This window comes from Dyella halodurans (assembly GCF_026283925.1).
Classification (GTDB): domain Bacteria; phylum Pseudomonadota; class Gammaproteobacteria; order Xanthomonadales; family Rhodanobacteraceae; genus Dyella; species Dyella halodurans.
Map to the genome: position 1 here is coordinate 260,260 of NZ_JAPDPF010000003.1, position 19,196 is coordinate 279,455.

The following is a 19,196-nucleotide window of genomic DNA, read 5'->3' on the forward strand; positions in this document are numbered from 1 at the left end:
CGATGGCTGGCGCGCCGAACGAGATGCGTTGCTTCAAGGCCTACGACGTCCGTGGCCGTGTTCCCGACGAATTGAACGAGGATGTCGCCCACCGCATCGGCCGCGCAACGGCAGAACTGCTGGGAGACGGACCTGTCGTGCTCGGCCGGGACATCCGACTGAGCAGCCCTGCGCTGCAGGCAGCCCTGGCCGCCGGCCTGAGCGAGGCGGGCCGCGAAGTCATCGACATCGGTCTGTGCGGCACGGAAGAGGTCTATTTCGCCACGCCGCACCTCGAGGCCGCCGGCGGCATCATGGTCACCGCCAGCCACAACCCGATGGACTACAACGGGCTGAAGCTGGTGCGCGAGAGAGCCAAGCCGATCAGCGGCGACAGCGGCCTGTTCACCATCCGGGACAAGGCCATCGCGAACGCGTTCGCGCCTAGCTCCGGCAACCGCCCGATGCGAGAGGAGCCTTCCAAGGCCGCCTACATCCAGCACCTGCTCGGTTACGTCGACCGCGACCGGCTGAAACCGCTGAAGATCGTGGTCAACGCCGGCAATGGCGGCGCGGGCCTGGTCATCGACGCGCTAGCGCCGCACCTGCCCTTCGATTTCATCAGGATCCATCACCAGCCGGATGGAAGTTTTCCGAACGGGATCCCCAATCCGCTGCTGCCGGGGAACCGCGGCGCCACCGCCGGTGCCGTGCGCCAGCACGGGGCCGACATGGGCATCGCGTGGGACGGCGACTTCGACCGCTGCTTCTTCTTCGACGCGACGGGGCGTTTCATCGAGGGCTACTATCTGGTCGGCCTGCTGGCGAAGGCCGCCCTGGTGCGCCATCCGGGCGGCAAGGTGATCCATGATCCGCGCCTGACCTGGAACACTATCGAGATGGTCCGCGCGGCCGGCGGCGTGCCGATCCAGAGCAAGACCGGACATGCCTTCATCAAGGAGCGCATGCGCGCCGAGAACGCCATCTACGGTGGCGAAATGAGCGCGCATCACTACTTTCGCGAATTCGCCTTTTGCGACTCCGGCATGATTCCGTGGCTGCTGATCGCGGAGCTGATCTCGACCTCCGGCATGTCGCTCGCCGAACTCGTCGAGGACCGCATGCGTGCCTTCCCCTGCAGCGGCGAGATCAACTTCCGCGTGGAGAACGCCGCTGCCACCGTGGAGCGCGTCATCCAGCACTTCGCCGGCAGGAACCCGAAGATCGATAGCACCGACGGCATCAGCGCGGATTTCGGCGACTGGCGGTACAACTTGCGCAGCTCGAATACCGAGCCGCTGCTACGGCTGAACGTCGAATCGCGCTGCAACGAAGACCTCATGCGCGAGAGCACGGACGAAATCTCCCGGCTCATCGGCGCCCCCGACCAACATTAAGAGCTCACCATGAACATTCTTCCCGTCATTCTCTCGGGCGGCTCTGGCACCCGCCTGTGGCCCCTGTCGCGTGAGGCCTACCCCAAGCAGTTCCTGCCACTCGTAGGCGCCGACACCATGCTGCAGGCGACTTGGCATCGCGTCGCCCCGCTTGCCGACCGCCAGCCGATCGTGGTGGCGAACCAAGAACATCGCTTCATGGTCGCCGAGCAGCTGCTCGAAGTCGGCGCACTACCCGAGGCGATCATCCTCGAACCCTCCGGCCGCAACACCGCTCCCGCCATCGCGATCGCCGCACTCGAGGCGCTGAAGGCCGGGGAGGACGCCCTGCTGCTGGTGCTGCCGTCCGATCACGTGGTGATCAACGAGCATGCCTTCCACGCCGCGGTCCGCCTCGCGGTCGACGTCGCCGAGCAAGACAAACTGGTCACCTTCGGCATCGTGCCCAAGGCGCCCGAGATCGGTTACGGCTACATTAAGGCCGTCGCGGGCCAAGGCGTACGCGCCGTCGAATGCTTCGTCGAAAAGCCCGACCTGGCCACGGCCAAGGCTTACGTCGCGTCCGGCGAGTATTATTGGAACAGCGGCATGTTCATGTTCAAGGCCAGCGTCTATCTGGACGCACTGGCCCGCTATCAGCCGCTCATGCTTGAGGCCTGCCGCCGCGCGCTGGAGCTGGCCAAGCGCGACAACGACTTCGTGCGACTGGATCATGAGGCTTTCTCCGCCTCGCCTTCCGATTCGATCGACTACGCCGTGATGGAGAAGACCGAGAACGCCGCCGTGGTACCGCTCGATGCGGGCTGGAGCGACGTGGGCTCTTGGTCCGCCCTGTGGGAGGCCAATGAACACGATGCCGACGGCAATGCCCATCACGGCGACGTGATCTCCATTGACTGCCGCGATACGTACGCCTACGCCCAGCGGCTGATCACCATGATCGGCTTGGAAGAGGTGGTCGTGGTCGAGACCGACGACGCCATCCTGGTGGGCCACAAGGATCGCATCCAGGACGTCAAGAAGATCGTCGAGCAGTTGAAGGGCGAGGGTCGTCCCCAGGTCAAATGGCACCGCAAGGTCTACCGTCCCTGGGGTGCCTACGACTCCATCGACGCCGGCAGCCGCTTCCAAGTCAAGCGCATTACCGTGAAGCCCGGCGGCACGCTCAGCCTGCAGATGCACCATCACAGGGCGGAGCACTGGATCGTGGTCAGCGGTACCGCCGAAGTCACCTGTGGCGACAAGGTCCTGCTGCTCACGGAAAACCAGAGCACCTACATTCCGCTTGGCGTCACGCATCGGCTGCGCAACCCCGGACGCCTGCCGCTGGAGCTCATCGAGGTCCAGTCGGGAAGCTATCTGGGCGAAGACGATATCGTCCGCTTTGAGGACAACTACGGCCGTACATGATGCACCGCCACGGCGGCCGCCCCTGAGCGGGCGGTCGCCGTGAGCCATCAGGCCTGTGCCAAGTACATCCAGGCCAGTGTGTCCCTGATCTCGAACTGCGGCAGCGGACCGACGGCGCGCTCGAGCCGTCCGGGATCGCCATGCAGATGGGTGATCTCGTTGTCGCGCACGAATGCGGGATTGACACGGACCTCAATGCGATGGCCAGAGATCTGCTCCATCGTCGCGATGATTTCCCGGATCGACCGCTCCTTGCCGGAACAGACGTTGAAAACCTCGCCCTTGCCCGGGCGGTCCAGCAGGCGCACATACGATTCGACAACGCGGCGGACGTCCGAAAAGTCCCGCCAGACATCGATGTTGCCGAGTTCCATGACCTCGGCCCGACGCTGGAAGTGCGACACGATCTTCGGCAGGAGGAACTTCACGTCCTGGCCGACGCCGGTGTAGTTGAACGGCCGCACGATCGTGATCGGCAATCTACCCATCCATAGCGAGGCCATGCGCTCCATCGCCATCTTGCTGACGGCGTAGTCATTCTGCGGGCGCAGCGGCGCGCTTTCGTCGATTCCGCCTTCCTGCTCGCCGTAGACATTCGCGCTGCTCGCCAGCAGCACGTGCCGCGGCGGGGTCTCCATGTTGGAGAGCGCCTCGAGCAGGTTGCGGGTTCCGACGATGTTCACTGCATAGATCGCGGCGGCGTTCCCATGGGCGATGAACGAAATCGCCGCGAGGTGCAGAACGTAGTCGGGCATTGCGCGCCCGACCGCTGCCGCCACCGCCGTCCGGTCCAGCAGATCCACGGACTCCGCTGTGCCGAGCCCGCTAGCCGAGCGCCACTCATGGACGTCGTAGCCTGCCCGGCGCAGCGCCTCGGCCGCGTAATGCCCCGTGAAGCCGGAGGCGCCCGTCAGCAATATGCGGCCGCGCGACATGTCAGAACGACGCGTCACGCTGGTTGCGACCGATATCCGCCTTGACCATCATGTCGCACAGCTGTTCGAGCGTCGTGGTCGGCTCCCAGCCCAGCTTGGCCTTGGCCTTGGCCGGATTGCCGATCAGCAGGTCGACCTCCGCCGGGCGATAGAACTTGGGATTGACCCGCATGACCACCTTCCCGGTGGCCTTGTCCTTGGCGACCTCCTGGTCTTCCTTGCCGCTGAACTCCAGCTCCACGCCGATTGCCCTGAAGGCCATGCTGACGAAGTCGCGGACGGTCTCCGTGCGGTTAGTGGCCAGCACGAAGGTGTCTGACTCGTCGGCCTGCAGCATGCGCCACATGCCTTCGACGTATTCCTTGGCGTAGCCCCAGTCGCGCTTCGCGTCCAGATTGCCCAGCTCCAGGCAGTCGAGCTTGCCTAGCTTGATCTTGGCGACCGCGTCCGTGATCTTACGGGTCACGAACTCGCGCCCGCGCAGTGGGCTCTCGTGATTGAACAGGATGCCGCTGGAGGCGAAAAGGTTGTAGCTCTCACGATAGTTGACGGTGATCCAGTGCGCGTACAGCTTGGCCACACCGTACGGGCTGCGCGGATAGAACGGCGTGTCCTCGGTCTGCGGCACAGCCTGCACCTTGCCGAACATTTCCGAAGTCGAGGCCTGGTAGAAACGGATCGACGGATCGATGAGTCGGATCGCCTCGAGGAAGTGCAGCGCGCCCACGCCCGTGATCTGCGCGGTGGTCGCCGGCTGGTCGAAGCTCACGCCGACGAAGCTCTGTGCCGCCAGGTTGTAGATCTCCTGCGGACGGAACTTCGACACCAGCGCGAACGTCGCGCCCTGGTCGGTCAGGTCGTGCTCGACCAGTTCGAGGTTCGGGTGGCCCATGACGCCCAACCCCTCCATCCGCCAGAAATTGACGGAGCTCGTGCGCCGGAAGGTGCCATACACCTTGTATCCCTTTTCCAACAGCAGCTGGGCGAGGTACGCGCCGTCCTGGCCACTGATGCCGGTGACGATTGCTTTCTTCATGTCAAATCTTCCTGGTTGAGACGAGGGACCGGGCCGCCTCGTCCGAGGCCGATCCAGTGAGTACGCCTGGATGATTGGCGTACAGGGCGAACAGCATATTGTAGAGACGACGGCCGAGCGTTGTGTACTGATGCGCCTCCCGCCAGCGATCGGCGGTAGCCGCAATCGTGGCAGCGGCCGGATGGCCGTCGATAATCCCGGCCAGTCCTATGGCCATCTGCTCAACGGTGGTGCCTGGCAGCCGGTACACGGCGCCACCCACGTCGTCGAAAATGGAAATGGGCGTGACGGCCACCGGGCGGCCGACGGCCAGGCCATAGCGCACCGCCGCGCTCGACGACTCGCCGGTCTCCTGGTACGGGAACACGATCAGGTCCGCCGTCGACAGCTGGCGGAAGGACTCCCCGTCGGACAGGTAGTCCGTCACCAGGTTGATCCGGTCCTCTACACCCAGCTCCTTGATATGCGCGGCCAGGGACCTAGCCAGTTCGGCGGACTCGCCCACCGGGTATTCCGCGTTGAGCATCAACAGCTCAATGTCCTTGCCCTGCCGGATCAGCTCCGCGACCGCCTCAAGCAGTTGCGGAAGCCCCTTGTGCGGCAGGCAGAAGCCGTAGGAAGCGACGCGGAAACGTGGAGCTTTCGGCCCGGCGGTGTCGTGCGCGAAGCTCGGAATGCCATGGGGAACGATGGCGGCGTTGTCGACCACGCCCAAGGCCTTCAGGCGATTGAGATCGGCGATGCCGTGCACGAGCACGCGGTCGCACTGCCGCAAGGCCTGCGCCAGCATGGACAGCTTGCGCGTTGGCACGTGGGCCGGGTCCTGAGTGGCGTGCAGCATGGCCACAACCACGCGCCCCGCGTGTTTCTGCTCGAGCATGAAGCGCGACAGCGCCGGAAACTCGAAGAAGCCGTATTGAAACTGGATCACCACGATGTCCGGGCAGGCCTGCGCCACGGCGTTGGAAAGCCCGAACAGGTGATCCGGCGCATCGGCGTCCCAGCAGCGCACGACGTTGCCTCCATCCGGCGCCGTCAGCTCGGCCGACGTCGATGCAAAGACCTGCAGCCCGGTGGTGGGCATGTGCCCTACCAGATGCGCCGAATAGCTGGCGATGCCGCAGCGCTTATTCCAGGTGCTGACCCAGCCAATGCGCGGCGGCCGTGTCCGCGGCGAGTTGGACAGCCAGCGAACGAAGCCGATCATCCGCTCGGACACGTCGCTCCACTTGAACTTCTCGCGCAGCAGGTCCTGCCCTCGCCGCACACGCTCCGCGCGCGTCTCCGGATCGACGCTCCAGACCTCGCGCATGGCCTGCGCCAGGCTCGCCAGGAGGGGCTCCGCCCAGACAGAATGGAACAGGTTGAAGTGCGTCTTCGCCTCCGCGAAGTCGTAGTCGACCAGCCACGCGGTCTCGGGCGAGCAGAAGTCGGTCTGCCCGCCCCAGGCCGTGGTGATCACCGCCAGGCCGGAAATCATCGCTTCCGCCAGCGGTAGGCCGAAACCCTCGGCCCGGCTCGGCGCGACGAGCGCATGGCACTGCGCATAGAGCGCCTTCAGGCGTTCGTCCGACAGGTCTTCCTCGATGATGCGCACGTCCGGAAAATCCGTGCGATCGCCCTTCGCCTCGCGCAGCCAGGTGTGCACCTCGTTGTGCGGATTGGCGAAGGTCTTGATGATCAGGCTAACGTCGTCCGCGGCGGTGAATGCCTGTCCAAAAGCCTTAAGCAAGACATCGGCGCCCTTGCGCGGGAAGCAGGAGGACACGTGAAGGAAGCGGAACGACTTTCCGTCCACGCGATAGCCATCCTCCGCGGTGACGCGATCCCAATGGTCGATACCCGCCATGCCAAGCGAAATCGGTACGGACACGCCGTTATCGATCATGATCTTCCGAACATGCGTCGACAGGGTCGAAAGTCCCTGCAGAGATTCGTTGAAGGCATCGACCCATTCCGGCGGGAAACCCGACTCCTCCCACGCATAGGTGTGCAGCAGATTGAATCGCGACGTCATGTCGGCGACGCGCGGCGGATACAGCAACCGGCTCGAGACATCCGCATCGCCGGGCGTAATGGTTGCCGTCCTGCGGTGCAACTCGGCGAGATCCGGACGTGCCTTGAGAAATTCCGGGTTCGCGGGAAAATCGCCAGGGCCCTCGGTGGAATGCAAAGCCACCTCGATGCCGTCCTTGGACAGAGCCAGCGCCACCTCGCGATTGACCAGGGCCAGACTGTAGCTGCTGTCGAACGGCCCTTCGACGCGCCACGTGAAGCCGGCCTCCAGTGGAGTCGAGGTGCGCGCAGCATGGACGGCCTCTTCCTGGTTGGAAGCCAACGTCCGCGCGACCGCGATGCGATCGCCCTCGGTGGCTTCTGAAGCATCCCGGGGCACCGCGGCCACGGCGGCGATCAACTCGCGGTAGCGCAACGAGATATCTTCGCGCACGGAGGTCCAGGCGGCCCTCGACTTGCTCCGCTCGGCAGTCGCTTCAAAGGCCTGGATCAGGCGCTTCGCACTGGCATCCCATGAGAACGTGGCGGCATGCCTCAAAGCATGCTCGCGCAACGATCGATGGTAATCGCCGTCGCCCAGGGCGCGGCCCATCAGGTGCGCGATGGCGTCGACGGAGGTCGGATCGAACATCGCATCGGCGCGTCCGATCACTTCCGGAACGCTCGTCGTGTTCGAGCCTATGGTCGCCACTCCGCACGCCATCGCCTCGAGCGCGGGCAGACCGAAGCCCTCGTGCAGCGAGGGGAAGACGTACAGGTTCGCGGCGTTGTACAGCAGGATGAGATCGGCATCGCTCACATATCCCGTGAATACCGTCCGATCCTCGACCTGGAACTTCCGCGCCGCAGCCTTCAGCCGTTCGAGATCGGCATCGGCGATCTTGCCGGCGATTACCAGTTGATAACGGCCAGCCATGCCGTCGGGGAGGGCGGCGAATGCCTTCATCAGTGCTTCGACGTTCTTGCGCGGATCCATGGCGCCGCTGTACATCACGTACGGCTTATCGATGCTGTAGACAGCACGCAGGCGCGAGCGCTCCGCGGGCGTCACTTCCATCGGCCGGAAATCCGGGGAAACCGCCGAGGAAATGTTGACCACCCTCTCGGGGGACAGCCCGAGCGTCTGGATGGCCTCTTCGCGCGCATGGCCGGAAATGGCCAACAACACGTCAGCGCGCTTGAGCGATTCGATCTTCGAGTAGTACCAGTCGCGCACCCACCCCGCGCGCAGGTATTCGTCTGGCTTGTGCAAGGGGATGAGGTCGTACAACGTCACGCCGGTACGCATTACGGACGGCAGCAAGCCAACCGAGGTGATCGCACTGTCGGCCGTGCCCTCGAAAAGGCTGGACACGTGAACGAAATCGGGTTCGAGATCGCGAAGGAACCCTTCGCGCAGCCGTTCAGAGATGTCGCGGCGCCAGCGATGGGACGGCTCGTTCCAAGCGGTGCCCGGCGGCACATCGAAGCGGACGATGCGCGTGGCAGGAAGCAAAGTGTCGAAAGCGGCGCGAAGGTCGGGAATCGTCGCTTCGAACGAGGCATTGAGCGCAACCCACACATCGTGCGCGCCCGCGTTACGGGCGACGGCCTGCGCCAGCGCCATGGAATATCGACCGATGCCACGATGCCTGCTGGCGGTTTGCGCCCCTTGCAAATCGACTACAATCCGCATTACTTCGACTCCGTTCGCAGGGCTGCATTGAGATCGTCGAGCACGCGGGACGCCTTCAGGGAAAGCGCCGGATGCGACGTCGCCGCTGCCGGGCCCAGCACGACGACCTGGCCCGCGGCGTTTGCAGCGATAAATCCATAAGCTACGGCAATGTTCCGCAAGCGGCCTTTGATCCCGGGGGCTACCGACAACATCACCTGGATGGGCCGTACGAGATACCGCCTGCCGATGACCCTGCGCATGACTCGAGCGAGCACGGCCCGGACGATCTGCTTGACGAACGCGCGGGTTGAATAATGCCCGCCCCGCAAGCTGCGGATCGGCGCGGTAAAGCGCCAGGATCGGCTGGCCTTGATGCCGTCGAGTTCGGTCCGCGCCTGCTCGGCGGTCACCCACCAGTAGTGAGCGATGCGCGCTCGTTCGGCGCGATCGGCGGACAGCAAGGTGACATGGGCGTTCAAGGCGGCAAAGGCGTCGCGCATGGCGTCCGCCTGCGCCTGTGAGTCGCGCAGCTTCCTCTGTGTGATTTCCAGCTGCATGGCGATGGACGCGGAGCCACGCCTGAACACGGCGAACTCCGCTTCGATCCTTTCCATCTCATGCCGCAGTGCCTGCGCATTCTCCTCGTGCTCGCGCACTTCCCGCTCCATCGCCTGCCGCAGCGCCTGCGCAGCCTCCTCGTGCTCGCGCACTTCGGCCGCCTGCGCGAGCGTCTGGGCGCACTGCTCTTTGCGCAGCGCCTCGATCTGATGGTTGAGCAGGCTGACGAACGGCTGGCTCGCCTCGCCACTCAACGAGAAATCGTCGAACACGTTCGGTCCCGGCCCGAAGGCAGAGAGAAGTTCCTCGTGCGGTTCGGCCACGTAGAAGCGATTCAAGCCATCGAAATAGGCGAAGCGGTAGCCCTTAGCGAGCAGGAGCGGTTCCCACTGGTGGTGGGACTGCACCTGGCTCAACGGCAGCGTGCTCTCGACCACCACTACCCACGGCCTGGTCTCGCCGCGCCAGCCGCGGATCACATGCTCCTCGAAGCCCTCGACATCGATCTTCAGCCAATGGATGTCTTGGAATCCGGACTGGGCGAACACGTCGTCCAGCAGCAGCACCTGCGTCTGGGTTTCGATGACCTCGAAACCCTCCGCCTTGTGGCGGTTCGCGATGGCTTGATCGGTGGTGCTGAGCCCCGTGCTTGGTATCTCGTAGAACACCAGACTCCCGCGCTCATCGCCGAGGGCGGCGCGGATGATCAGGTCGTCCGGGCGGGCTTCTTCTAGCTGATTCGCGTAGGTGAGCACGGGCTCAACGTGCACACCGCGCCAGCCAAGGCCGTGGAACAGCCGGCTGACCGAATCCACCTCCGGACTCTGCGCCCCGACATCGATGTAGCAACCGCCGGAAACCGCCTTTAGCGCGCGGTAGAGGATGACGTCCTCGAAGTTTTGGGCGTAGGAAACGAGCTGATTCATCGAACGTCTTTAGCTGGAGTGAGGCACAGGCATATCGTCCACGTCTCCCTTGGCGACGCTAAATTTGGCGTCGAGCCAGGTGGATCCTATGAATACGTGGCGATCCGCATTCATGACATCGAACACCAGCAGATTGTCCACCCATTCGTAGTTGTCGAGCATATGGGTATCGCTGCTGACCAGGGCGGGCGACACCGAATACGAGCCGGGGCCCAGCACGCATTCGAAGTCGAGGGCATAGCGGACACGCTGCCCCGGACGCAGGTCTTCAACCACGTCGCCCGTGTGCCAGGTATTGCTACCCCACACCACGTTGCCCTGCTTGTCGCGGATCATGTAGCCGAGCACCAGCCGCGGGACATCCGCGTGCGCGAGCGCTTCAAGTTCCAGCCGCACCCTCTGCCCTGTCCGCACCATGCTCTGCGGCTCGCCGGTCGCAGCGTCCACGAGCCGCAAGGAGTTCACCGTCGCCTCGCGGGTGCCGCTGCGGGTCAGCACCCAGCCGTTCTTCTCTCGCCGCTGCTCAATGCTGAGCATCGCGTTCTCTTTTTGCGCGATGAGCGCGTTATAGAAATCCACGACCTCGTCCGGCGATCCGTCCCGCACCACCGAGCCTTTGTCGAGCAGGATCGCGCGGTCACAGATGCTCTTCACGTCGGCCATGCTGTGTGTGACGAGCATGATCGAAATGCCTTCTTCGCGGAATTGGCGAATTCGATCGAAGCTCTTGTGCTGAAAATAACTGTCGCCTACGGACAGTGCCTCGTCAACGATCAACAGATCGGGCCGGAAGGCGGTGGCAACGCTGAAGGCGACCCGCACCTGCATGCCGCTCGAATACATGCGCATCGGCTGATCGAAGTATTCGCCGATTTCGGCGAATGCTTCGATAGCATCCATCGCCGCATGGATCTCGGCTTCGCCATATCCCATCAATCCTGCCGAATGAAAGGCGTTCTCGCGCCCTGTCAGATCGGGATTGAAACCCATGCCTAATTCAAGAATAGCCGCGATGCGGCCGGCGCGATCGACGGTGCCTCCTGTAGGCTGGGTTGTGCCCGTGATGATTTTCAGCAAGGTGCTCTTGCCGGCGCCGTTCTGCCCAATCACTCCCACCGCCTGACCCGGCAGGATGGAGAACGAGACATCCTGCAGCACCCAGTGCTCCTCGACGGGAAGACACGGCAAGCCAAGCCACGATCCAACGCGCGACCATTCACTGCCCCACTTTCGGTAGGCCTTCCCGACCTTGTGGACATGAAGTTCGCCACTCATAGGACGTCCACCATTTCCGGACCCGCCTTGCGGAACATGACCAGAGCCAGCAGCATCAACAAGCACGATGCCGCGACGATCGCAAGCAGCGGACCCCATTCCGGCTCGACCCCAAAAACCAGCACGTTCTGGTAGCTCTTGACGATCGGATAGATGGGATTGAGATTGAATAGATGGCGCACGTTCTCGGGAAACATTGTCACGTTATACACGACCGGTGTCAGCCAGAACGTAATCTGCAGAATGACCGGAATAACCTGACCCAAGTCGCGCATGAAAACGTTCAGAACGCCAAGAACCAGCCCCAGGCCAAGGCTCAGGAGCAGATTGATGGCGATCAATACCGGCAACCACAGCACATGCACGTCTGGAATATGCCCCAGCGCGGCGAACACCATGAAGATCGCTACCATCAGCAGAAGGTTGTTAACCGTCGTCGAACCGGCCGCGATCAATGGCAGGCAGATCCGCGGAAACGCCATCTTTTTCATCAGATTGCCGTTATCGATGAAAAGCGTCAGGCAGCGCGAAATGGTTTCGGCAAACAGCGACCAACCCAGCGTACCGGCCATCAGGTAAAGCGCGTAGGCATACTTGTTGTTGATGCCGGGCAGCTTCGCCGAGAGAACGTTCGACAGGATCAGAGCAAAGATCAGCACCTGGCTGAGCGGATGGATAATCATCCACAAACCACCCAACTTGCTTCGGATGAAACGGACGCGCAGTTCGTTCTTTATGGATGAAAGAATGAAATAGCGATAACGCCACGCGGCTTTGATCATTTGTTCCATTAGGTACTCCGATCGACGGGCCCTGCCCGGCGATCCATCACGTTCAATCCTTACGGCGCAGATCAGCGCACCAAAGCCCTTGCAAGCTCGGCACGAAGGTCCTCGACGTCCTCCACCCCGACCGACAACCGGATCAGCCCATCGCTGATGCCGAGCCGCTTGCGCGTTGCCGGAGGAATCGACGCATGGGTCATGATGCCGGGATGCTCGATCAGGCTCTCGACGCCACCGAGTGACTCGGCAAGCGCGAAGATCTCGCAGCGTTCCAGCATCTTGCGCGCGGCGCGGACGCCGCCCTTCACCTCGGCGGAAATGATGCCGCCGAAACCGTCCATCTGGCGGCGCGCCAGCGCGTGCTGGGGATGCGATTTCAGGCCCGGGTAAATCACCCGCTCGATCGCGGGGTGCTTTTCCAGCCAACGAGCGATGTCGAGGGCCGATTCGCAATGCGCCTTCATGCGCAGATGCAGCGTCTTCAGGCCACGCATTGCCAGGAACGCGTCGAAGGGACCAGCGACGGCTCCGATGGAGTTCTGCAGGAAACCCATGCGCTCGGCCATCTCATCATTGGCTGCGACGACGATGCCGCCAACCATGTCGGAATGACCGTTGAGGTATTTGGTGGCCGAATGCAGGACCAGATCCGCCCCATATTCGATCGGGCGCTGGAGCATCGGTGAGCAAAAGGTGTTGTCGACCACCAGGATCAGGCCGTGCTTTTTTGCGAATGCGGATAGCTTCGCCAAGTCGACCAGTTTGAGCATCGGATTGGTCGGCGTCTCCGCCCAGATCATCCGCGTGTTCGGCTTCAGGGCGGCCCGCAGGGCCGCGGTGTCGTTGAGGTCGACGAAGGTGAAATCCAGCCCTGCGGAACGGCGACGAACGCGCTCGAACAGGCGGTAAGTACCTCCGTAGAGGTCGTCCATGGCGATCACATGGCTACCGGAGTCGAGCAGGTCGAGCACCGTGGAGGCACCAGCGAGGCCGGAGCCGAAGGCGAATCCAGCCGCTCCCCCCTCCAGGTCGGCAACGCACCGCTCGTAGGCCATGCGGGTCGGATTCTGCGTCCGCGAATACTCGTAGCCCTGGTGCTTTCCGGGGCTCGATTGGACGTAAGTTGACGTGGCGTAGATCGGCGTCATGATCGCGCCCGTCGACGGATCCGGTTGCTGGCCGGCATGAATTGCTCGCGTGCCGAGTCCTAGCATGGGCGACTTTTTTCTGGAAGCCATTGATCTACCTGAAATAATTATTTCGCGAGCGCGCCATGCGCCACGCTAAAGCGTGCCATATTACCGTCTTGGCGTTCTCTCGGCTGCACAGTCTGAAGCCGCATTCATCCGTCGATGATGCAGGCGACGAAAAAGGACAGATCGACCATAATCCGGCCACTGCCCGAGGGACGCCATTCCGGGCCCTACCAAGGTCGTTCATGTCCATCTTTCTGGTTACCGGCGGAGCCGGCTTCATCGGCGGAAACTTCGTTCATCGTGCGGTGGCGGACGGCCACCGGGTAATCAACCTGGACAAACTCACCTACGCCGGCAACCTGTCCACCCTGGAAACGCTCCGCGACCACCCCGGCCATCGTTTCGTGCGGGGAGACATCGGCGACGCGACGCTCGTTTCGAGCCTGCTGGCGGAACACCGACCGGATGCCGTCGTGAATTTCGCCGCCGAATCGCATGTCGACCGCTCCATCGACGGGCCGGCCGCCTTCATCCAGACCAACGTGGCGGCGACGCTCACCCTGCTGGAGGCGACTCGCGACCATTGGCTGGACCTGCCGGAAGCAGACGCTCGCGCGTTCCGCTTCCTGCATGTTTCTACCGATGAGGTCTTTGGATCGCTGGGACCCGAGGGCCGTTTCACCGAAATCACGCCGTTCGCGCCCAACTCCCCCTATGCCGCCTCGAAAGCGGCGTCTGACCATCTCGTCCGCGCCTTTCAACACACCTATGGCTTGCCGACCCTGACCACCAATTGCTCCAATAACTACGGCCCCTTCCAGTTTCCCGAAAAGCTCATCCCCCTCATGATCCAGAAGGCATTGGCTGGCGAAGAGCTTCCGGTTTATGGCGACGGCATGAACGTGCGAGATTGGCTCTTCGTGCAAGACCACTGCGAGGCCATCTCGGCGGTATTGGAGCGTGGCCTTCCGGGGCAGACGTACAACATTGGCGGCGACAGCGAACAAACCAACCTCGATGTCGTCCGGTCCCTTTGCGTTTTGTTGGACCAGCGCGTGCCGACCGACCGTCCCCGTGAATTGCAGATCCGCTTCGTACGCGACCGCCCGGGCCACGACCGCCGGTACGCGATTGATGCAAGCAAGATCAGGCGCGACATCGGCTGGACGCCACGCAACGATTTTGCCTCGGGGCTGGCACATACCGTCGACTGGTACCTTGCAAACCAGCCCTGGGTGGCAGGGATACTCGATGGCAGCTATCGCTTGGAACGACTCGGACAATGAAATCACGCAAAGGCATCATTCTCGCCGGAGGCTCCGGGACCAGGCTTTATCCGATCACCCAAGGCGTCAGCAAGCAACTGCTGCCCGTCTACGACAAGCCGATGATCTATTACCCGCTGGGCACGCTGATGCTTGCGGGTATTCGCGAAATATTGGTCATCAATACCCCTCATGAGCAGCCCATGTTCCAGCGGCTGCTGGGCGACGGCTCGCAATGGGGCATTTCGATCCGTTATGCAGCGCAGCCGTCGCCCGATGGCCTCGCTCAAGCCTTCCTCATCGGAAGGGAGTTCCTCGATGGCGCACCCAGTTGCTTGGTCCTGGGCGACAACATCTTCTACGGCGACGGCCTGATCGATCGTATGCATCGGGCCGACGAACGCCCCGACGGCGCCACAATCTTCGGCTATTGGGTGCGCGACCCCAAAAGATACGGCGTCGCCACGATAGGTCCGGACGGCAAGGTTCAAGGTATTGAAGAGAAGCCTGCGCGCCCGAAATCAAACTACGCGGTCACCGGCCTGTACTTCTACGACGAGCACGCGCCGGCATACGCCGCCGAACTCCGGCCGTCGGTTCGCGGGGAGCTCGAGATCACCGACCTGAACCGGCGTTACCTGCAGCAATCGCAGCTACATCTTGAGCAGCTCGGTCGCGGGCACGCATGGTTGGACACGGGCACGCACGAATCGCTGATGGAAGCCGGCAACTACATCCAGACCATCGAAAATCGACAGGGCCTGAAAATCTGCTGCCCCGAGGAGATCGCTTTCGTGAATGGCTGGATCAGTCGGGAGGCATTGGTCCGCCTCGCGGCGCCACTGTCCAAAGTGGGATACGGACAGTATCTTTTGCGCCTTGCCGAACAGGACGGACCGCAGTGAAATGCATTGCCACCGACATCCCGGGTGTCGTGATCATCGAGCCGACGGTATTTGGTGACGAACGGGGGTACTTCTACGAAAGCTTCAACCACGCGCGGTTTGCCGCCAACGGCATCGACGTCGGTTTCGTGCAGACAAACGTCTCGAGGTCGAAGCGGGGAGTAATCCGCGGACTCCATTACCAGTGGCCGAATCCCCAGGGCAAGCTGGTCAGCGTACTTGAGGGCGAAGTGTACGACGTTGCAGTCGACATCCGGCCCGACTCATCCACGTTTGGAAAGTCGATAAGCATCGCACTTTCGGCCGAAAACAAGCGACATCTCTGGATCGCGCCCGGTTTCGCCCATGGATTCTGCGTGGTGTCGGAATACGCCACGCTCTCGTATCAGTGCACGACCTTGTACGACCGCGATGCCGACGCTGCAATCCGATGGAACGACGCACGCTTCGCGATCGACTGGCCCGTATTCGATCCGGAACTCTCTGCCAAGGACAGCATCGCGCCATTCTTCGAGGACATACCCCGAGCGCGGCTGCCAGACTACATACCGTGAAGATCCTCCTGCTCGGTGCGAACGGACAGGTCGGCAGCTACCTGCGCCATACCTTGTCGTCCGCGGGTACGGTTGTCGCATCCTCGCGATGCGGTTTCGACGGCGCCCTGGCCTGCGACCTCACCAGGCCTGGAGACCTGCGCGATCTGCTGCTCAGGCAGCGTCCCGACCTCGTCGTCAATGCGGCAGCCTACACCGCTGTAGATCTCGCTGAACGGGAGCGCGACGCAGCCATCGCCCTTAATGCGGACGTCCCTCGCATCATTGGGGACACCGTCGCGGCCTGGCACGGCGGCGTGATCCACTTCTCCACCGATTACGTCTTCGACGGTCGTAGTCACCGCCCCTATCTCGAAAGTGACGGCACAGGTCCGCTTGGCGTTTACGGACAGACTAAGCTCATGGGCGAGGATGCGCTTGCCGCAAGCGGGGCGGATTATCTGATCCTTCGCACGGCCTGGGTCTACAGTCTGCGTGGACGAAACTTCCTTACGACCATGCTCCAGCTGGCAGGAGAACGTCCCCTTCTACGCGTCGTCGACGATCAGCGCGGCACGCCGACTAGCGCCGGCTTTGTCGCCAGGGCAACCGCTGGAATCGTCACTCGCTGGGCAACGGACTTTCATACGCGCAACAATCTCAACGGCGTTTATCACCTCACAGCCAAGGGGGAAACCACCTGGTTCCGCTTTGCGCAGGCCATTTTCGCCGAAGCACATTCCCTCGGCGTTCTTGCCCAGGCGCCTACCGTCATCCCGATTCCTAGCGCCGACTACCCCACACCCGCTGCCCGACCGGCATATTCAGTGCTCGACATCCACAAGCTGGAAGACGTGCTGGGAGTCATCGCTCCGGAGTGGCGGTCCGACCTTGCGCGCGTCATCGCGAGCGAATACGAGCGCTGAGCCGTCAAGGCGACGAGACCGAACCCGGGGAGCCGAGCACTCAAGTGGGCGAACCCAAGGCGATGGCTCCCCCAGAAACATCACGGGTGACAAGCCCACCGAAACCCATCGCGGCATTGGCATCGAATTCCAGACCCGTCGGATCGTGCCCCAATCGAAGCCCCGCGCCTCACCATCGCTTGCGGAAACTTCCCTTACTTACCCGCGACTGAGGACAGCGGTCATTGGCCAACGTGTCGTCCGCCGCGATGAGAACGTCGTCGACATACGGTTCTTCCCAGAGCTGCACGCCGCTCTTAACCGTGACACGGTCGCCGACAACGACATCGCTCTCGACGAAATAGTCCGAGCGAATACTGCAGTCTTCACCGATCATCGCAAAGGGCAGGACCACGACGAACTACCAGGCCCAGGTCCGCTCACCGATTGTCGATGGTTACACCTTGGACATCACGTGCATGAACAGCGCGTCGCCCATCATTCGACCGTCACCGATTTCGCCAGGTTGCGCGGCTGATCGACGTCGGTGCCGCGCAGCACGGCCACGTGATAGGCGAGCAGCTGCAGCGGCACGGTGAACACGGCCGGGGCGATGAAGTCGCCGCCACCGTTGATGCGCAAGGTGACGCCTCGGGCATGGTTGCCTTCGAGGCTGGCTTCGCCATCGGCGAACACCAGCAATTCACCGCCACGCGCACGCACTTCCTGCAGGTTGGACTTCAGTTTGTCCAGCAACGGGCCGCTGGGTGCCACGGCAATCACCGGCATGTCTTCGTCGACCAGGGCCAACGGACCGTGCTTGAGTTCGCCAGCGGGATAAGCCTCGGCGTGGATATAGGAGATTTCCTTGAGCTTGAGCGAGCCTTCCAATGCCACCGGATACTGCGCACCGCGCCCGAGGAACAACGCGTGCTGGCGATGGATCAGATGGGCGGAGAGCTCGATGATCTCCGGCTCCAGCTTGAGTGCGTCTTCAAGCGCGCGCGGCAGGTGCTGCAGCTGCGTGCACAGATCCACATAGCGCGCGCGATCCAGTCCTCGCTGTTGCGCCAGATGCAGGGTGAGCAGGGCCAGCGCCGCCAACTGCGTGGTGAACGCCTTGGTCGACGCCACGCCGATTTCCGGACCTGCGCGCGTCATCAGCTTGAGATCGGCCTCGCGCACCACCGACGACTCGGGCACATTGCAGATGGCCAAGGTGCCGAGGTAGCCGCGGCGGCGAGACTCGCGCATGGCCGCCAGCGTGTCCGCCGTTTCACCCGACTGCGAGATGGCCACGAACAACGTGCCGTCGGGCACCACGGCTTCGCGATAGCGATACTCGCTCGCCACCTCGACACTCACCGGCAGGCGCGCATACTCCTCGATCCAGTACTTGGCGACCATGCCCGCGTGGTAGCTGGTGCCGCAGGCAATGATGTGCAGGCCGCGCACGCGCGACAGCAGCTCATCGCCGTCCACACCGAAGATATTGGGCAGGACGCCATGCGGGCCGATGCGCGCCTCGAGCGTGGCGGCCACGGCATGGGGCTGCTCGAAGATCTCCTTCTGCATGTAGTGGCGATACTCGCCACGTTCCACTGCATCTGCCGACAACTCGCTTTCGTGCATCGAGCGCTCGACGCGCTGACCGTCCAGACCGAAGATCGCCACGCCATCGCGCGTGATCTCGGCAACGTCGTCCTCGTCGAGATAGATGATCTTGTTGGTGACCTGGATCAGCGCCTGCGCATCCGAGCCCAGGAAATGCTCGCCAATGCCTACGCCAATCAGCAGCGGTGCGCCATGGCGTGCACCGATGACGCGGCCAGGTTCCTTGCGACTGATGACCGCAATCGCATAAGCGCCCTCGAGCTCGCGCACGGTCGCCATCACCGCGTCGCGCAGGCTCAAGCCCGACTCGACGTGTTCGTTGATCAGGGCGGCCATCACCTCGGTATCGGTCTCCGAGGTAAACACATGACCGCGTGCCTGCAGATCGGCACGCAGGCTGGCGTAGTTCTCGATGATGCCGTTGTGAACCAGCGCCACGCTGCCGGCCATGTGCGGATGCGCGTTCGCTTCATTCGGCACGCCGTGGGTGGCCCAGCGGGTGTGCGCGATGCCGGTGCCACCGGGGAAGGGCTCGGCCAGATACAGCGATTCCATCTCGCGCACCTTGCCCTTGGCACGCACGCGGTGAATCTCGCCGCGATCCAGCACGGCCAGGCCGGCCGAGTCGTATCCGCGGTATTCCAGCGCCTTCAGGCCGGCGATCAACAACGGCGCCACATCACGCTGGGCGGCAGCGGCAACGATTCCACACATCGGGTGTTACTCCTTCGAAACAGGTGCGATCCAGGCGGCCGCGAACGGCGACTTTCCACGCACGCGATTTCAACAAACTTTCATGGCAAC

The 19,196-nt window shown here is 62.9% G+C and carries 15 protein-coding genes; 6 read left to right on the top strand and 9 right to left on the bottom strand.

From position 1 onward, the window contains the following. The first annotated feature begins 2 nt into the window (after positions 1-2). Both OUZ49_RS07915 and OUZ49_RS07920 read left to right on the top strand, forming a co-directional pair. Entirely contained in the window at positions 3-1,376 is a 1,374-nt protein-coding gene (locus OUZ49_RS07915) for a phosphohexomutase domain-containing protein (protein WP_266149788.1), read from the top strand. 9 nt (positions 1,377-1,385) lie between these two features. After that, on the top strand, positions 1,386-2,786 hold the full coding sequence (locus OUZ49_RS07920) for a mannose-1-phosphate guanylyltransferase/mannose-6-phosphate isomerase (protein WP_266149789.1): 1,401 nt from the start codon (positions 1,386-1,388) through the stop codon (positions 2,784-2,786). 47 nt (positions 2,787-2,833) lie between these two features. On the opposite strand, the gene OUZ49_RS07925 is transcribed toward OUZ49_RS07920, so the two are convergent. From OUZ49_RS07925 to OUZ49_RS07955, 7 genes are all read right to left on the bottom strand, one after another. Next, positions 2,834-3,721 (bottom strand): NAD-dependent epimerase/dehydratase family protein, encoded by an 888-nt coding sequence (locus OUZ49_RS07925; protein ID WP_266149790.1) that lies wholly within the window; start codon positions 3,719-3,721, stop codon positions 2,834-2,836. 1 nt (position 3,722) lies between these two features. Then, the gene (gmd, locus tag OUZ49_RS07930; RefSeq protein ID WP_266149791.1) at positions 3,723-4,757 is read right to left on the bottom strand and encodes a GDP-mannose 4,6-dehydratase; all 1,035 of its coding nucleotides are present in this window, start codon (positions 4,755-4,757) and stop codon (positions 3,723-3,725) included. Between the two features lies 1 nt (position 4,758). Beyond that, positions 4,759-8,448: a glycosyltransferase gene (locus OUZ49_RS07935; RefSeq protein ID WP_266150041.1), complete on the bottom strand. Its 3,690-nt coding sequence runs from the start codon at positions 8,446-8,448 to the stop codon at positions 4,759-4,761. Then, positions 8,448-9,914 carry an FkbM family methyltransferase gene (locus OUZ49_RS07940; RefSeq protein WP_266149792.1) on the bottom strand — a complete coding sequence of 489 codons (1,467 nt, stop codon included), beginning with the start codon at positions 9,912-9,914 and terminating at the stop codon, positions 8,448-8,450. The genes OUZ49_RS07935 and OUZ49_RS07940 overlap by 1 nt, the downstream gene beginning before the upstream one ends. A 9-nt stretch (positions 9,915-9,923) precedes the next feature. Next, positions 9,924-11,189 (bottom strand): ABC transporter ATP-binding protein, encoded by a 1,266-nt coding sequence (locus tag OUZ49_RS07945; RefSeq protein ID WP_266149793.1) that lies wholly within the window; start codon positions 11,187-11,189, stop codon positions 9,924-9,926. Further along, a complete protein-coding gene (locus tag OUZ49_RS07950; RefSeq protein WP_266149794.1) occupies positions 11,186-11,980 on the bottom strand; it encodes an ABC transporter permease in 795 nt (264 codons plus the stop codon). Before OUZ49_RS07950 ends, OUZ49_RS07945 begins: the two co-directional genes overlap by 4 nt. Positions 11,981-12,042: 62 nt before the next feature. Further along, complete coding sequence (locus OUZ49_RS07955; protein WP_266149796.1) at positions 12,043-13,212, bottom strand: trans-sulfuration enzyme family protein; 1,170 nt, start codon at positions 13,210-13,212, stop codon at positions 12,043-12,045. A gap of 200 nt (positions 13,213-13,412) precedes the next feature. Here OUZ49_RS07955 and rfbB point away from each other — a divergent pair, with 200 nt between their 5' ends. From rfbB to rfbD, 4 genes are read left to right on the top strand one after another with little or no spacing between them, the layout of a single operon-like run. After that, positions 13,413-14,456, top strand: coding sequence for a dTDP-glucose 4,6-dehydratase (gene rfbB / locus OUZ49_RS07960; protein WP_266149798.1), 1,044 nt, complete (start codon positions 13,413-13,415; stop codon positions 14,454-14,456). Next, the gene (gene rfbA / locus OUZ49_RS07965; protein WP_266149799.1) at positions 14,453-15,340 is read left to right on the top strand and encodes a glucose-1-phosphate thymidylyltransferase RfbA; all 888 of its coding nucleotides are present in this window, start codon (positions 14,453-14,455) and stop codon (positions 15,338-15,340) included. The genes rfbB and rfbA overlap by 4 nt, the downstream gene beginning before the upstream one ends. Then, positions 15,337-15,894 (top strand): dTDP-4-dehydrorhamnose 3,5-epimerase, encoded by a 558-nt coding sequence (gene rfbC / locus OUZ49_RS07970; protein WP_266149800.1) that lies wholly within the window; start codon positions 15,337-15,339, stop codon positions 15,892-15,894. The genes rfbA and rfbC overlap by 4 nt, the downstream gene beginning before the upstream one ends. Beyond that, positions 15,891-16,799 carry a dTDP-4-dehydrorhamnose reductase gene (gene rfbD / locus OUZ49_RS07975; protein WP_266149801.1) on the top strand — a complete coding sequence of 303 codons (909 nt, stop codon included), beginning with the start codon at positions 15,891-15,893 and terminating at the stop codon, positions 16,797-16,799. The genes rfbC and rfbD overlap by 4 nt, the downstream gene beginning before the upstream one ends. A 169-nt stretch (positions 16,800-16,968) precedes the next feature. Here the strand turns inward: rfbD and OUZ49_RS07980 are convergent, their stop codons facing one another. Next, positions 16,969-17,193 carry an LbetaH domain-containing protein gene (locus OUZ49_RS07980; RefSeq protein ID WP_266149802.1) on the bottom strand — a complete coding sequence of 75 codons (225 nt, stop codon included), beginning with the start codon at positions 17,191-17,193 and terminating at the stop codon, positions 16,969-16,971. Positions 17,194-17,276: 83 nt separating this feature from the next. Further along, complete coding sequence (gene glmS, locus OUZ49_RS07985) at positions 17,277-19,106, bottom strand: glutamine--fructose-6-phosphate transaminase (isomerizing) (protein WP_266149803.1); 1,830 nt, start codon at positions 19,104-19,106, stop codon at positions 17,277-17,279. Positions 19,107-19,196: the final 90 nt, after the last annotated feature.

What these genes read in the sequence shown, in the direction of transcription:
- OUZ49_RS07915 (WP_266149788.1), top strand. Translation starts at nt 3, where the DNA reads ATGGCTGGCGCGCCGAACGAGATGCGTTGCTTCAAGGCCTACGACGTC.
- OUZ49_RS07920 (WP_266149789.1), top strand. Translation starts at nt 1,386, where the DNA reads ATGAACATTCTTCCCGTCATTCTCTCGGGCGGCTCTGGCACCCGCCTG.
- OUZ49_RS07925 (WP_266149790.1), bottom strand. Translation starts at nt 3,721, where the DNA reads ATGTCGCGCGGCCGCATATTGCTGACGGGCGCCTCCGGCTTCACGGGG.
- gmd (WP_266149791.1), bottom strand. Translation starts at nt 4,757, where the DNA reads ATGAAGAAAGCAATCGTCACCGGCATCAGTGGCCAGGACGGCGCGTAC.
- OUZ49_RS07935 (WP_266150041.1), bottom strand. Translation starts at nt 8,448, where the DNA reads ATGCGGATTGTAGTCGATTTGCAAGGGGCGCAAACCGCCAGCAGGCAT.
- OUZ49_RS07940 (WP_266149792.1), bottom strand. Translation starts at nt 9,914, where the DNA reads ATGAATCAGCTCGTTTCCTACGCCCAAAACTTCGAGGACGTCATCCTC.
- OUZ49_RS07945 (WP_266149793.1), bottom strand. Translation starts at nt 11,189, where the DNA reads ATGAGTGGCGAACTTCATGTCCACAAGGTCGGGAAGGCCTACCGAAAG.
- OUZ49_RS07950 (WP_266149794.1), bottom strand. Translation starts at nt 11,980, where the DNA reads ATGGAACAAATGATCAAAGCCGCGTGGCGTTATCGCTATTTCATTCTT.
- OUZ49_RS07955 (WP_266149796.1), bottom strand. Translation starts at nt 13,212, where the DNA reads ATGGCTTCCAGAAAAAAGTCGCCCATGCTAGGACTCGGCACGCGAGCA.
- rfbB (WP_266149798.1), top strand. Translation starts at nt 13,413, where the DNA reads ATGTCCATCTTTCTGGTTACCGGCGGAGCCGGCTTCATCGGCGGAAAC.
- rfbA (WP_266149799.1), top strand. Translation starts at nt 14,453, where the DNA reads ATGAAATCACGCAAAGGCATCATTCTCGCCGGAGGCTCCGGGACCAGG.
- glmS (WP_266149803.1), bottom strand. Translation starts at nt 19,106, where the DNA reads ATGTGTGGAATCGTTGCCGCTGCCGCCCAGCGTGATGTGGCGCCGTTG.